Annotated in this window: 14 protein-coding genes; 5 read left to right on the top strand and 9 right to left on the bottom strand. The window is 65.2% G+C overall.

The annotated features are described in order from the left end of the window. Positions 1-87: 87 nt before the first annotated feature. Positions 88-1,707: an MFS transporter gene (locus G7007_RS01725; protein WP_181098760.1), complete on the top strand. Its 1,620-nt coding sequence runs from the start codon at positions 88-90 to the stop codon at positions 1,705-1,707. A 272-nt stretch (positions 1,708-1,979) separates the two neighbouring features. Here the strand turns inward: G7007_RS01725 and G7007_RS01720 are convergent, their stop codons facing one another. From G7007_RS01720 to glyQ, 4 genes are read right to left on the bottom strand one after another with little or no spacing between them, the layout of a single operon-like run. Further along, positions 1,980-2,762, bottom strand: a complete 783-nt coding sequence (locus G7007_RS01720) for a lysophospholipid acyltransferase family protein (RefSeq protein WP_181098759.1) — start codon at positions 2,760-2,762, stop codon at positions 1,980-1,982. Positions 2,763-2,819: 57 nt separating this feature from the next. Then, a complete protein-coding gene (gmhB, locus tag G7007_RS01715) occupies positions 2,820-3,350 on the bottom strand; it encodes a D-glycero-beta-D-manno-heptose 1,7-bisphosphate 7-phosphatase (RefSeq protein ID WP_181098758.1) in 531 nt (176 codons plus the stop codon). A 3-nt stretch (positions 3,351-3,353) separates the two neighbouring features. After that, positions 3,354-5,408, bottom strand: a complete 2,055-nt coding sequence (gene glyS, locus G7007_RS01710; protein ID WP_181098757.1) for a glycine--tRNA ligase subunit beta — start codon at positions 5,406-5,408, stop codon at positions 3,354-3,356. Continuing rightward, positions 5,405-6,352: a glycine--tRNA ligase subunit alpha gene (glyQ, locus tag G7007_RS01705; protein ID WP_181098756.1), complete on the bottom strand. Its 948-nt coding sequence runs from the start codon at positions 6,350-6,352 to the stop codon at positions 5,405-5,407. Before glyQ ends, glyS begins: the two co-directional genes overlap by 4 nt. An 82-nt stretch (positions 6,353-6,434) precedes the next feature. Here glyQ and G7007_RS01700 point away from each other — a divergent pair, with 82 nt between their 5' ends. Both G7007_RS01700 and G7007_RS01695 read left to right on the top strand, forming a co-directional pair. Continuing rightward, positions 6,435-7,016 (top strand): DNA-3-methyladenine glycosylase I, encoded by a 582-nt coding sequence (locus G7007_RS01700; protein ID WP_181098755.1) that lies wholly within the window; start codon positions 6,435-6,437, stop codon positions 7,014-7,016. 11 nt (positions 7,017-7,027) lie between these two features. Then, entirely contained in the window at positions 7,028-7,915 is an 888-nt protein-coding gene (locus G7007_RS01695) for a lysophospholipid acyltransferase (RefSeq protein WP_181098754.1), read from the top strand. A gap of 51 nt (positions 7,916-7,966) precedes the next feature. On the opposite strand, the gene G7007_RS01690 is transcribed toward G7007_RS01695, so the two are convergent. From G7007_RS01690 to def, 5 genes are read right to left on the bottom strand one after another with little or no spacing between them, the layout of a single operon-like run. After that, the gene (locus G7007_RS01690) at positions 7,967-8,314 is read right to left on the bottom strand and encodes a tetratricopeptide repeat protein (RefSeq protein ID WP_181098753.1); all 348 of its coding nucleotides are present in this window, start codon (positions 8,312-8,314) and stop codon (positions 7,967-7,969) included. Between the two features lie 8 nt (positions 8,315-8,322). Continuing rightward, positions 8,323-9,696 (bottom strand): Trk system potassium transporter TrkA, encoded by a 1,374-nt coding sequence (trkA, locus tag G7007_RS01685; RefSeq protein WP_181098752.1) that lies wholly within the window; start codon positions 9,694-9,696, stop codon positions 8,323-8,325. Positions 9,697-9,709: 13 nt separating this feature from the next. Beyond that, positions 9,710-11,029, bottom strand: coding sequence for a 16S rRNA (cytosine(967)-C(5))-methyltransferase RsmB (rsmB, locus tag G7007_RS01680; RefSeq protein ID WP_181098751.1), 1,320 nt, complete (start codon positions 11,027-11,029; stop codon positions 9,710-9,712). Next, positions 11,026-11,958, bottom strand: coding sequence for a methionyl-tRNA formyltransferase (gene fmt, locus G7007_RS01675; protein ID WP_181098750.1), 933 nt, complete (start codon positions 11,956-11,958; stop codon positions 11,026-11,028). The genes rsmB and fmt overlap by 4 nt, the downstream gene beginning before the upstream one ends. Before the next feature lie 60 nt (positions 11,959-12,018). Next, positions 12,019-12,525 (bottom strand): peptide deformylase, encoded by a 507-nt coding sequence (gene def / locus G7007_RS01670; RefSeq protein ID WP_181098749.1) that lies wholly within the window; start codon positions 12,523-12,525, stop codon positions 12,019-12,021. Positions 12,526-12,730: 205 nt separating this feature from the next. Between def and dprA the strand changes: the two genes are divergently transcribed. Then, a complete protein-coding gene (gene dprA / locus G7007_RS01665; RefSeq protein ID WP_181098748.1) occupies positions 12,731-13,840 on the top strand; it encodes a DNA-processing protein DprA in 1,110 nt (369 codons plus the stop codon). Between the two features lie 36 nt (positions 13,841-13,876). Continuing rightward, on the top strand, positions 13,877-14,434 hold the full coding sequence (locus G7007_RS01660) for an L-threonylcarbamoyladenylate synthase (protein ID WP_181098747.1): 558 nt from the start codon (positions 13,877-13,879) through the stop codon (positions 14,432-14,434). The last annotated feature ends 4 nt before the right edge of the window (positions 14,435-14,438 follow it).

Here is a 14,438-nt window from a genome sequence, read left to right as displayed (position 1 = left end):
GGTCGGTGACAGCCCAGACGTCGATGGCTGTCTGCAGTGGAACAACAAGAATAATCACTGTGGCCTCAAGGGCCGAGGATAACGACCATGCCGAACTACATCCAAGGGCACGGCACCGCCGCTGCCAGCGTGTCCCCGCGAGAAGAGCGAAAGGTGATCTTCGCCTCGTCCCTGGGGACGGTCTTCGAGTGGTACGACTTCTTCCTGTACGGCGCCCTGGCAGCAGTGATCAGCAAGCAGTTCTTCGCCGGTGTGAACGACACCACCGCTTTCATCCTCGCGTTGATGGCGTTCGCTGCGGGCTTCTTGGTGCGGCCTTTCGGTGCCCTGGTGTTCGGCCGGCTTGGCGACATGATCGGGCGCAAGTACACCTTCCTCGTGACCATCGTGCTGATGGGCCTGTCCACCTTCGCCGTCGGCCTGCTGCCGACCTACGCCACCATCGGCATCGCCGCGCCGATCCTGCTGGTCCTGCTGCGCATGCTGCAAGGCCTGGCCCTGGGTGGGGAATACGGCGGCGCGGCCACCTACGTGGCGGAGCATGCGCCGCCCGGCAAGCGCGGCTTTCACACCGGCTTCATCCAGTCCACCGCCACCCTGGGCCTGCTGCTTTCGTTGATCGTGGTGCTGGGCAGCCGCTACATCAGTGGCGATGCGTTCGAGACCTGGGGCTGGCGCCTGCCCTTCCTGCTGTCGATCGTGCTGCTGGGGATCTCTACCTGGATCCGCATGAGCATGGAAGAGTCGCCGGCATTCGTGCGCATGAAGGCCGAAGGCAAGCTCAGCACCTCGCCCATTCGTGAGTCCTTCACCGCCTGGCCCAACCTCAAGGTCGTGCTGACGGCGCTGTTCAGCATCAACGCCGGCCAGGCCGTGACGTTCTACACGGCCCAGTTCTACGTGCTGTTTTTCCTGACCCAGATGTTGAAGGTGGATGCAGCCCAGGCCACCACGCTGCTGATCATCAGCGTGATCATCGCCGCGCCGTTCTTCGTGTTCTTCGGCTGGTTGTCCGACCGCATCGGGCGCAAGCCCATCCTGATGCTGGGCCTGTTGCTGGCGACGGTGCTCTACTTCCCCCTGTTCAAGGGCTTGAGCCACTACGCCAACCCGCAGATCGACGCAGCCAGTCGCCAAGCGCCCATCGTCGTTACCGCCGACCCGAGTGGCTGTACCTTCCAGTTCGACCCGGTCGGCAAGGCACGCTTCGACAGCCCCTGCGACAAGGTCAAGACGTTCCTGGTCAAGCAAGGCCTGCCGTATTCGTCACAGTCGACCCAGGGGGCCGAGGTGGTGGTCAGCATCGGTGACCGATCGATCACCGGCTTCGACGAGCAGGCCATGCGCCAGGCGGTCGAGGCGGCCGGCTACCCTGCCAAGGCAGACCCGGGCCAGGTGAACGAAACCATGGTCGTGGTGCTGATCGTCGCCATGATCCTGATCGCCACGATGACCTACGGGCCGCTGGCGGCCGTCATGGTCGAATTGTTCCCTACCCGCATCCGCTACACCTCGATGTCCCTGCCCTACCACATCGGCAACGGCTGGTTCGGCGGTTTCCTGCCCACGGTATCCTTCGCGCTGGTGGTGTACACCGGAGATATCTTCTATGGGCTCTGGTATCCGGTGCTGATCACCGGCGTGAGCCTGGTGGTCGGGTTGTTCTGTTTGAAGGAAACGCGCGACGTGGACATCGACAAGGTCTGAGGAGGCCACTGGCGTGAGGGGCGCGGAGCGGGATGAGCAGGGACATTCATCCTGAACGTGGTCGACGACAAAGGGCCGTGGCCAGCGTGACGTGGCAATGTCTTCAGACTGCCATCCAAACCGCTGACCTGACGGCCCTTTTCATTGCCAGCTGAAAACTTATGCACGATTTTCAGCAAAACGTCATACACAAAAATAGCTATTCAAATCAGTAGGTTGCGTGTATTTTCGAGCATTAATCCAAAACTTGCACACACGTTATCCACAATCCGTCAAGCCAATGGATTGGCGCTGTCCGCCACCACCGGGCTGGCGTCTGCCTCGATCGAACCCAGTGCCTCCTGGGTCGCCTGGTTCCAGGCTGTTGCGCGGTCGTTCAGCTCGGCGACGGCACGTGGTCCGGTCCCTGTGGCGTACATGGGTTCGCCGATGACCACATCGATGACACCGGGGCGCTTGCCCCACCCTTCACGTGGCCAGAACTTCCCGGCGTTGTGCGCGATCGGCAGGATCGGCAGGCCGGCGTTGACCGCCAGGGCCGTGCCACCGCGCGAGAACTTGCCGATCTGTCCATAGGGTACGCGCGTGCCTTCCGGGAAGATCAGCACCCAGACGCCCTGCTTGAGCAGCTCGTCGCCCTTGCTGGCGACCTGGCGCAAGGCCTGCTTGGGGTTGTTCCGATCGATCGCGATCGGGCGCAGCATGGCCATCGCCCAGCCGAAGAACGGCACGTACAGCAGTTCGCGCTTGAGCACCTGGCTCAAGGGCTGGAAGTAGGCCGACAGGAAGAAGGTCTCCCAGGTGCTCTGGTGATTGGACAGGATCACGCACGGCGTCTGGGGAATGTTCGCCTCGCCCGTCACCCGGTAGCGGATGCCCAGGATCAGCCGTGCCAGCAGGACCGCAAAGCGGCACCAGTAGACGTTGATGAAGCGGTAGCGCTGACGGAACGGCAGGAAAGGTGCGATGAAGAAGCTCAGCGAGCACCACAGCAGGGAACTGGTCCCCAGCAGCAGGTAAAAGAGAAGGATTCTGGTCGCCCGCACGATGGACATAGTGACAGATACCGTTGCGGGACATGCCCGCTCAAGAAAAGCACGCCAAGCGACGTGCTACGGAATGAGTGCTCCGGCAACCGCTGCCAGATCGTCGAATATCAACGTGCCTTGCGGCACGCCCTTGGCCAGGGTCTTGCACCCTTTGCCCGTGGTGACCAGCACCGGCTGCGCACCGACGGCCCGGGCAGCGTCCAGGTCGCCCGCGCTGTCGCCGACGAACCACACACCTGCCAGGTCGGCCTGGTAGTGCGCCGCGATGGTGTGCAGCATGCCCGGTTTCGGCTTGCGACAGGCGCATCCGTCGTCCGGGCCATGGGGGCAATGCACGATCAACCCGACCTCGCCCCCTGCCTCGGCCACCAGCGCATGCAGGCGCGCATGCATGGCCTCCAGGGTGGCCAGCGGATAGTAACCGCGTGCCAGACCGGACTGGTTGGTGGCCACGGCCACCGTCCAGCCCGCCCGACTCAACCGCGCGATGGCCTCGATCGATCCAGGAATGGGAATCCACTCGTCCAACGACTTGATGTAGGCGTCGGAGTCCTGGTTGATCACGCCATCACGGTCGAGTATCAGCAGCTTCACGGCTTACCCCAGCAGCGAGATGTCGGCCACGCCCAGGAACAGACCGCGCAGGCGGCTGAGCAGGGCGTAACGGTTGGCACGCACGTTGGGGTCTTCGGCATTGACCATCACCGCCTCGAAGAACGCATCCACCGGTTCGCGCAAGGCGGCCAGACGTGCCAGCGATTCCTTGTACTGGCGCGCGGCGGCCATGGGTTGCACGGCTTGATCGGCCTGCTGGATGGCCGAGTACAGCGAGAACTCGTTGGCGTTGTCGAAGTACTTCGGCTCGACCTGGGCCGCGATGGCACCCTCGGCTTTGCCCAGCAGGTTCGAGACGCGCTTGTTCACCGCCGCCAGGGCATCGGCTTCGGGCAGTTGACGGAAGGCCTGGACGGCCTGGATACGCTGGTCGAAGTCCAGGGCCGAACCCGGCTTGAGTGCCCGTACCGACAGGTAGGTGGCGACATCGACGCCTTCGTCTTCGTAACGCGCGCGCAGGCGGTCGAAGATGAACTCCAGCACCTGGTCGGTCAGGCCCGCTTCCTTGACCTTGCTGCCATACTGGGCGACGGCGAAGCTCACGGCATCGGTCAGGTCCAGATCCAGCTGTTTGTCGATCAGGATGCGCAGCACGCCCAGGGCGGCACGGCGCAGGGCATAGGGGTCCTTGCTGCCGGTGGGCAGCATGCCGATACCGAAGATGCCCACCAGGGTATCGAGCTTGTCGGCGATGGCCACCGCCGCGCCCGTGAGGGTCTGGGGCAGCTCGGCGCCGGCGCCGCGTGGCATGTACTGCTCGTTCAGGGCCAGTGCGACGTCTTCCGGCTCACCGTCGTTGATCGCGTAGTAGTAGCCGGCGACGCCTTGCATCTCCGGGAACTCGCCGACCATCTCGGTGGCCAGGTCGCACTTGGACAGCAGGCCGGCACGGGCCGCGCGCTGGGCGTCGCCACCCAGGTGCGGCGCGATGAAGGCCGCCAGGCGCGAGACCCGCTCGGCCTTGTCGTAGACGCTGCCCAGCTGAGCCTGGAAGACCACGTTCTTCAAGCGCTCGTTGAAGGTTTCCAACGGCTGCTTCTTGTCCTGGTTGAAGAAGAACTCGGCGTCGGTCAGGCGCGGACGCACGACCTTCTCGTTGCCTTCGACGATCTGCCGTGGATCGCGGCTTTCGACGTTGGCCACGGTGATGAAGCGCGGCAGCAGCTTGCCCTCGCTGTCGAGCAGGCAGAAATACTTCTGGTTGTCCTGCATGGTGGTGATCAGGGCTTCCTGGGGTACGTCGAGGAAACGTTCCTCGAACGAGCACACCAGCGGCACCGGCCATTCCACCAGCGCGGTGACCTCGTCCAGCAAGGCGGGCGGCACGATCGCGGTGCCTTCCTGCTGCAACGCCAGTTCGGCGGTGCGCTTGGCGATCAGCTCGCGACGCTCGGCGAAGTCCGCCAGCACGTAGGCCTGGCGCAGGGTCTCGAGGTAGCTGGCCGGCGAGGCGATGGTGACGTCGTCCGGGTGGTGGAAGCGGTGGCCACGGGACTCGCGCCCAGCGGTCTGACCCAGCAACGTGCAGTCGACGACCTGGTCGCCCAGCAGCATCACCAGCCATTGGGTCGGGCGCACGAACTCTTCGCGACCGGCGCCCCAACGCATGCGCTTGGGGATCGGCAGGTCGTTGAGCGAGTCCTCGACGATGGTCGGCAGCAGGCTGGTGCTTGGCTTGCCGGGAATGTGCTGGGAGAAACGCAGTTTCGGACCGCTCTTGTCGATCTCGGACAGCTCGACACCGCACTTCTTGGCAAAGCCCAGGGCGGCCTGTGTCGGATTGCCCTCGGCATCGAAGGCCGCCTGCAGGGGCGGACCGTCGACGGTGATGCTGCGGTCAGGCTGCTGCACGTCGAGCTGGCTGATCAGTACGGCCAGGCGGCGCGGCGCGGCGTAGACCTGCTTGGCGGTGTAGTTCAGGCCGGCGGCCTGCAGGCCTTTCTCGATACCGGCCAGGAAGGCATCGCCCAGGCTGTACAGCGCCTTGGGAGGCAGCTCTTCGGTGCCCAGTTCGACCAGAAAATCGTGTGCACTCATTGTGCCGCCTCCAGCTTAGCCAACGCTTCGTCACGCAGTTCAGGGGTCGCCATCGGGAAGCCCAGGCGTGCGCGGGCTTGCAGGTAGCTGTGGGCCACGTCGCGGGCCAGGGTGCGCACGCGCAGGATGTAGCGCTGACGCTCGGTCACCGAGATGGCGCGACGAGCATCGAGCAGGTTGAAGGTGTGCGAGGCCTTCAGGACCATTTCGTAGGTCGGCAGCGGCAAGTCGAGCTTGATCAGGCGATTCGCTTCGCTTTCGTAGAAGTCGAACAGCTCGAACAGCTTCTCGACGTTGGCGTGTTCGAAGTTGTAGGTCGACTGCTCCACTTCGTTCTGGTGGAACACGTCGCCGTAGGTGACCTTGCCGAACGGACCGTCGGCCCAGACCAGGTCGTACACCGAATCCACCCCTTGCAGGTACATGGCCAGACGCTCGAGACCGTAGGTGATCTCACCGGTCACCGGGTAGCACTCGATACCGCCAGCCTGCTGGAAGTAGGTGAACTGCGTGACTTCCATGCCGTTGAGCCAGATCTCCCAGCCCAGGCCCCAGGCGCCCAGCGTCGGCGATTCCCAGTTGTCCTCGACGAAGCGCACGTCGTGCACCAGCGGGTCCAGACCTATGGCCTTGAGCGACCCCAGGTACAGCTCCTGGAAGTTGGCCGGGTTGGGCTTGAGCACGACCTGGAACTGGTAGTAGTGCTGCAGGCGGTTGGGGTTCTCACCGTAACGGCCATCGGCCGGACGACGGCTGGGCTGCACGTAGGCAGCGTTCCAGCTCTCCGGGCCTACGGCACGCAGGAAGGTGGCGGTGTGAAAGGTGCCGGCGCCTACTTCCATATCGTAGGGCTGAAGCACCACACAACCTTGCTCGGCCCAGTACTGCTGCAGGGCGAGGATCAGGTCTTGGAAGGTACGCACGGCTGGCGTAGGCTGGCTCACGAAATTCACCTGTATCGAGGGATGCGGATGTAAAGAGCGGGAGTATACCCCGATTCGCTCTTCCCTCTACCCTTGGAGCCTTATGCCGCGCTGCTTTTGGTGCACCGACGACCCGCAGTACCAGGCCTACCACGACCATGAATGGGGCCAGCCCACGCACGACCCGGCACAGCTGTTCGAGAGGCTGCTGCTCGAGGGTTTCCAGGCCGGTCTGTCATGGCTGACGGTGCTGCGCAAGCGTGAACGCTATCGCCAGGTGCTCGACGGATTCGACCCGGTACGCCTGTCCCGGTTGAGCGACGAACGGATCGAGGCGCTGATGCTCGACCCCGGCATCATCCGCAACCGGCTCAAGCTGCGGGCGGTCCGACAGAACGCGCGTGCCTGGCTGGCGCTGGAGCATCCGGCCGAGTGGCTGTGGTCGTTCGTCGGCGGTGTGCCGCGAATCAATCATTTCCGCGACCGCAGCGAAGTGCCGGCCATCACCGCCGAGGCCGAGGCCATGAGCAAGGCCTTGCGCAAGGCCGGCTTCACCTTCGTCGGGCCGACCATCTGCTACGCCTTCATGCAGGCGACCGGCATGGTCATGGACCACACCGTCGATTGCGATCGCTACGCCGCGCTGGCCACGGCAGGCGTTACAATGCCTCCCTTGGATCAATAAGGAGTCGGCCTGTGGAAAAGTTCAAAGGCGCCCTGATGGTGGGGATGCTGCGGCTGTTCGCCAAGCTGCCCTGGGGCGGCGTGCAGAAGGTGGGCGCCGGCATCGGCTGGCTGATGTGGAAGCTGCCCAACGGTTCGCGCAACGTGGTGCGCATCAACCTGGCCAAGTGCTTTCCCGAGATGACGCCCGAGGCGCGCGAGCAACTGGCCGGGCGCGCCTTGATGGACATCGGCAAGTCCTTCACCGAAAGCGCCTGCGCCTGGATCTGGCCGGCGCACCGCTCGTTGGCGCTGGTCCGCGAGGTGCAAGGCCTGGAAGTGCTTCAGCAAGCCCTGGCCTCCGGCAAGGGCGTAGTCGGCATCACCAGCCACCTGGGTAACTGGGAAGTGCTCAACCACTTCTACTGCGACCAGTGCAAACCGATCATCTTCTACCGCCCCCCCAAGCTCAAGGCGGTCGACGACCTGCTGCGCGAGCAGCGCGTGCAGATGGGCAACCGTGTGGCGCCTTCGACCAAGGAGGGCATCCTCAGCGTCATCAAGGAAGTGCGCCGTGGCGGGCAGGTCGGTATCCCGGCCGATCCGGAGCCGGCCGAGTCGGCGGGCGTGTTCGTGCCCTTCCTGGGCACCCAGGCGCTGACCAGCAAGTTCGTGCCGAACATGCTGGCCGGCGGCAAGGCGGTCGGGGTGTTCCTGCATGCGCTGCGTCTGCCGGACGGCTCAGGCTTCAAGGTCATCCTCGAGGCGGCCCCGGAGGCCATGTACAGCACCGACACCGAGACCTCGGCGGCGGCGATGAGCCAGGTGGTGGAGCGCTATGTACGCGCCTACCCCAGCCAGTACATGTGGAGCATGAAGCGCTTCAAGAAACGGCCGGCAGGCGAGGCACGGTGGTATTGAGTTGAGCGGCAGGTTTCGCGGTCGGTGAGCGAAGGCTGAATCGATGCGTCTTCAAGACGACGCGTCGTTCTTGTCCGGCGTCATGCCCTTTTCTGTCTTGTCGAGCTTGCGCAGGAATACCGTCATCTCCTTCTCGGCCTGTTTGTCGCCCTTTCGTTGGGCCGCCGCCAGGCCGCTGTCCCATGCCTGACGGGCGCCTGCCAGGTCTCCCATGGCCTGACAGGCCTTGCCCAACAACTTCCAGGCTGCCGAATACGTCGGGTCGAGGGCAACGCAGCGGCTCAGGTGCTGGACGGCCTCGCTCGCGTTGCCTTCATCCAGCCAGGCCTTGCCGAGGCCGAACCGCAGCAGCGGGTTATCCACACCCTTGGCCAGCATCTTTTCCAGCGATTCGCGCATGCTGCCTCCTAGAAAAAGCTCAAGCCGACGTGGAATAACTTTTCCACATCGCGGATGTATTTCTTATCCACAACGAACAGGATCACATGGTCACCCGTCTCGATGACGGTATCGCCGTGGGCGATGAGCACCTGGTCATGGCGAATGATCGCGCCGATGGTCGTGCCTTCGGGAAGCTGGATGTCGGCGATGGCCTTGCCGACCACCTTGCTCGAACGCGTGTCACCATGAGCGATCGCCTCGATGGCTTCGGCTGCGCCCCGGCGCAGCGAGTGCACGCTGACGATGTCGCCGCGGCGAACATGCGCCAGCAGCGTGCCGATGGTCGCCAACTGTGGGCTGATGGCGATATCGATCTCGCCGCCCTGCACCAGGTCAACGTAGGCCGGGTTGTTGATCAGCGCCATGACCCGGCGCGTGCCCAGGCGCTTGGCGAGCAGCGAGGACATGATGTTGGCCTCGTCGTCGTTGGTCAGCGCCAGGAAGATGTCGGCCTGGGCAATGCCCTCCTCCACCATCAGGTCCCGGTCCGAGGCACTGCCTTGCAGCACCACGGTGCTCTCCAGGTTGTCGGACAGCTGGCGGCAGCGGGCCAGGTTCTTTTCGATGATCTTGACCTGGTAACGGCTTTCGATGGCTTCGGCCAGGCGCTCGCCGATCTGCCCACCGCCGGCGATCACCACCCGCTTGTTGGTCTCGTCCAGCCGTCGCAGCTCGCCCATCACCGCCCGGATGTCATGGCGCGCGGCGATGAAGAACACCTCGTCGTCCGCTTCGATGACCGTGTCGCCCTGGGGCTTGATCGGTCGGTCGCGACGGAAGATCGCCGCGACTCGGGTGTCCACGTTGGGCATGTGCGCGCGGATCTGGCGCAATTGCTGACCCACCAGCGGGCCGCCGTAGTAGGCCTTGACCGCCACCAGTTGCGCCTTGCCCTTGGCGAAGTCGATCACCTGCAGCGCGCCCGGATGCTCGATCAGGCGGCGAATGTAGTTGGTCACCACCTGCTCGGGGCTGATCAGCACGTCGACCGGAATGGCCTCGTTGTCGAACAGCTCCTTGCGCGTCAGGTACGACGATTCCCGCACCCGGGCAATCTTGGTCGGCGTGTGGAACAGGGTGTAGGCGACCTGGCAGGCGACCATGTTGGTCTCGTCGCTGTTGGTGACTGCCACCAGCATGTCGGCATCGTCGGCGCCGGCCTGGCGCAGCACCGTCGGCAACGACCCTCGGCCCTGCACGGTGCGGATGTCCAGGCGGTCGCCCAGGTCGCGCAGGCGTTCGCCGTCGGTGTCGACGACGGTGATGTCGTTGGCCTCGCTGGCCAGGTGTTCGGCGAGTGTGCCGCCTACCTGGCCGGCGCCGAGGATGATGATCTTCATCCGGGAAATCCTGTCAGTGGTTCGGTTCGCGTGATGCGGCGATCTTGATCAGCTTGGCATAGTAGAACCCATCGTGACCGCCCTGCTGGGGCAGCAGCTGCCGGCCATGGGGCTGACGCAGGCCGGCGTCGGTCGCCAGGTCCAGCTCGCGGGCGCCAGGCGTGCGCGCGAGGAAGGCCTCGATGACCTCGGTGTTCTCGGTTGGCAGACTCGAGCACGTGGCGTAGAGCAGCATGCCACCGACCTCCAGGGTCGGCCAGAGCGCATCGAGCAGCTCGCCCTGCAGCGCGGCCAGGGCGGGAATGTCTTCGGCCTGTCGGGTCAGCTTGATGTCCGGATGACGCCGAATGACGCCGGTCGCCGAGCAGGGCGCATCGAGCAGGATCCGCTGGAATGGCACGCCGTCCCACCAGCTGGCGGTTTCCCGGGCATCGCAGGCGATCAGCTGAGCGTCCAGGCCCAGGCGATCGAGGTTCTCGCGCACCCGGACCAGGCGCTTGGCTTCCAGGTCGACGGCCACCACGCCGGCCAGGCCGGGCTGTGCCTCGAGCAGGTGACACGTCTTGCCACCGGGGGCGCAGCAGGCATCGAGCACCCGCTGGCCGGGGGCCAGGTCGAGCAGGTCCGCCGCCAGTTGCGCGGCTTCGTCCTGCACGCTGATCCAGCCCTCGGCAAAGCCCGGCAGCGTGCGCACGTCACAGGCCTCGGCCAACACGATGCCATCACGGCTGTAGGTACAGGCACTGGCCTGCAGGCCGGCCTCTGCCAGCAGGGCCAGGTAGGCGTCGCGCGTGTGATGGCGGCGGTTGACCCGCAGGATCATCGGCGGGTGAGCGTTGTTGGCAGCGCACAGTGCTTCCCAGTCTGCTGGCCAGAACGCCTTGAATGCCTTTTGCAGCCAGCGCGGGTGGGCAGTGCGCACCACGGGGTCGCGTTCCAGCCCGCTCAGCAAGGCGTCGCCCTCGCGCTGCGCACGGCGCAGGACGGCGTTGAGCAGCCCTTTGGCCCATGGCTTCTTGAGCTTGTCGGCGCACCCGACCGTCTCGCCGATCGCCGCATGGGCCGGGATGCGGGTGTAAAGCAACTGGTAGAGTCCCACCAGCAGCAAGGCATGCACGTCGCTGTCGGCGCTCTTGAAGGGTTTCTGCAGCAGCTGCGTCGCCAGCAGGTCCAGGCGGGGCTGCCAGCGTGCGGTGCCGAAGGCCAGGTCCTGGGTCAGGCCACGGTCGCGCTCTTCGACCTTGTCCAGTTGCGCAGGCAAGGCGCTGTTCAGGGAGGCCTTGCCGCTGAGGACGGCAGCCAGGGCCCGGGCGGCGGCCAGCCGCGGGTTCATTGGCCGAACACCTTGCCGTGGGCGAACTGCTCACGGCGGCTGTTGAACACATCGGCGAAGCTCAAGGCCTTGCCGCCGGGCAACTGCACACGCGTCAGGCGCAAGGATCGTTCGCCGCAGGCGACCACCAGGCCGTCCTTGCTGGCCGACAGGATTTCACCCGGCTGACCCTGCGCTGTGGATAACTCGGCACTCAGGACCTTGATCGCGGCGCCCTCCAGCGTGCTGTGGCAGATCGGCCATGGGTTGAAGGCGCGCACCAGGCGCTCCAGCTCGACGGCCGGGCGTGTCCAGTCCAGGCGCGCCTCGTCCTTGTTCAGCTTGTGCGCATAGGTCGCCAGGGTATCGTCCTGGACCTCTCCGGTCAGCGAGCCGTCTTCCAACCCGGCGACGGCTTGCAGTACGGCAGCAGGACCCAGACTCGCCAGCCGATCGTGCAAGCTGCCGCCGGTGTCCTGACCACTGATCGGCGTGCTGACCTTGAGCAGCATGGGCCCGGTGTCCAGCCCGGCCTCCATGCGCATCACGGTCACCCCACTTTCGGCATCGCCGGCCTGCACCGCGCGCTGGATCGGCGCGGCGCCGCGCCAGCGTGGCAGCAGCGAGGCATGGCTGTTGATGCACCCCAGACGCGGGATGTCCAGCACGGCCTGGGGCAGGATCAGGCCGTAGGCGACCACCACCATCAGGTCCGGCGCCAGCGCAGCCAGCTCGGCCTGAGCCTCGGGCGCGCGCAGGGTTGGTGGTTGCAGAACGGGAATGCCGTGCAGCGCGGCCAGTTGCTTGACCGGGCTGGGCATGAGCTTCTGGCCGCGGCCGGCAGGACGGTCGGGCTGGGTGTACACAGCCACCACGTCATGGGGGCTGTCGAGCAGGGCCTTGAGGTGTTCGGCGGCAAACTCAGGGGTGCCTGCAAAGACGATGCGCATGGGTGTTCTCGCTCGCAAAAGAAAAAGGCTTGCCGGAGCAAGCCTTTGAAATGGGAAGGATCAAGCCTGCTGGCGGTGCTGCTTTTCCAGCTTCTTCTTGATCCGGTCGCGCTTGAGCTGCGACAGGTAGTCGACGAACAGCTTGCCGTTGAGGTGATCACACTCGTGCTGGATGCACACCGCGAGCAGCCCTTCGGCGATCAGCTCATAGGGCTTGCCGTCGCGATCGAGCGCCTTGACCTTGACCTGCAGCGGACGATCGACGTTCTCGTAGAAGCCCGGTACCGACAGGCACCCTTCCTGGTACTGGCCCATGTCGTGGGTCAGCTCTTCGACCTCGGGGTTGATGAACACCCGCGGCTCGCTGCGATCCTCGCTCAGGTCCATGACCACCACACGCAGGTGAACATCGACCTGGGTGGCGGCCAGGCCGATGCCAGGCGCTTCGTACATGGTTTCAAACATGTCGTCGATCAGCTGGCGCAAGGCGTCGTCGACTTCCTTCACCGGTTTGGCGAGGGTGCGCAGGCGCGGGTCCGGGAATTCGAGGATGTTCAAGATAGCCATAGTCTGTGACGTACTGTGCGTTCGGTTGAAAACTGAACACACATAATAAAGGGAATCGCGCCATTCGGCACCTGGCAAAGCTCGGCTAGGGTATGGACGGCACCTTGTCGCTCCCATCGATGGACAGGTTGCGCGCCTATTATCAACAGAGTTATCCACAGATTGTTCAGTTCGGATGACGCGCCTCAGATCAAGGATGATCCCTATGTCCACCCTCGTCACCTCGCCCTGCCCACCCGATGAACTGGAAGCCCGTTTGCGCCTGCAACGTCTGCCCGAGATCGGCCCCCGGCGTTTCCACACCCTGATGCATGCTTTCGGCAATGCCTCGGCCGCACTCACCGCACCGGCCGGTGCCTGGCGCGCCCTGGGCTTGCCGGCGGCGTCCAGCGACGCACGCCGCAGCCCCTCCGTGCGCGAGGGAGCAGCGGCTGCCATGGCCTGGCTAGAGCGTCCGGGCCAGCATTTGCTGATGTGGGACAGCCCCGGCTACCCGGTCTTGTTGGCCGAGATCGATACGCCACCGCCGTTGTTGTTCGTGGCGGGAGACCCTGCATTGCTGGAGCAACCGCAGTTGGCGATCATCGGCAGCCGTCGCGCTTCGCCCCCTGCCTTGGACACCGCCAGTGCGTTCGCCCGGTGCCTGGCACAGGCGGGTTTCTGCGTGACCAGCGGGCTCGCCCTGGGTATCGACGGCGCTGCGCATCAAGCGGCGATGAAGGCCGGCGGGCGTACGATCGGGGTGCTGGGGACCGGTCTGCAAAAACTTTATCCACAGCGGCACCGCAGCCTGGCGCAGGCCATGATCGACGGTGGCAGCGCCGTGGTGTCCGAGTTTCCCCTGGACGCCGGCCCCCTGGCGGCGAACTTCCCGCGGCGCAACCGCATCATCAGCGGTCTTTCGCTCGGCGTCCTGGTGGTGGAGGCCAGCCTGGCCAGTGGCTCGCTGATCACCGCGCGCCTGGCAGCCGAACAGGGGCGCGAGGTCTATGCCATCCCTGGCTCGATCCACCACGTCGGTTCCAAGGGGTGTCATCAGCTGATCCGTGATGGTGCCTTGCTGGTGGAAAGCGTCGAGCACATCCTCGACAGCCTGCGTGGTTGGCAGCATGTGCCCGTCGCCGCAGCTGAAGCGTCACCGAGCGACGCTGCCCATCCCCTGCTGTCGCTCTTGCACGCGGCGCCGCAGACCAGCGAGGCCCTGGCGCTGAGCAGTGGGCAGCCGCTCGCCGAGGTTCTGGCCAGCCTGACCGAGCTGGAGCTCGAAGGGCGCGTCAGCAACGAAGCCGGACGTTGGTTTGCCCGGCTCGGCTAAGTACACTGCACATCGATCTTCATGGGAGGCAGGACAATGGTCAGCAGTTGGCGTGTGCAGCAAGCCGCACGTGAGGTCCGGGCAGGCGCGGTGATCGCGTACCCGACGGAGGCCGTCTGGGGTCTGGGCTGCGATCCGTGGAACGAAGACGCGGTGTATCGCCTGCTCGCGCTCAAGTCGCGGCCTGTGGATAAAGGGCTGATCCTGGTGGCCGACACCATCCGTCAGTTCGACTTCCTGTTCGAGGACTTCCCCGAAGACTGGATCGACCGCATGAGCAGCACCTGGCCAGGGCCGAACACCTGGCTGGTGCCGCACCAGGACCTGCTGCCGGAATGGGTGACCGGGGAGCACGACACCGTGGCCCTGCGCGTCAGCGATCACCCGCAGGTGCGCGAGCTGTGCGCGTTGGTGGGGCCGCTGATTTCCACGTCATGCAACCCGGCCGGACGTCCGGCGGCCCGGACACGGCTGCGTGTGGAACAGTACTTCCATGGCGAGCTGGACCACGTGCTGGGCGGTGCCCTGGGCGGGCGCCGCAACCCGAGCGTGATCCGCGACCTGGTCAGCGGCGAGGTCAGACGACCGGGCTGAGCCT

The organism is Pseudomonas entomophila, assembly GCF_013523125.1.
Lineage (GTDB): Bacteria > Pseudomonadota > Gammaproteobacteria > Pseudomonadales > Pseudomonadaceae > Aquipseudomonas > Aquipseudomonas entomophila_B.
This window is presented reverse-complemented; position numbering and strand designations above follow the sequence as displayed.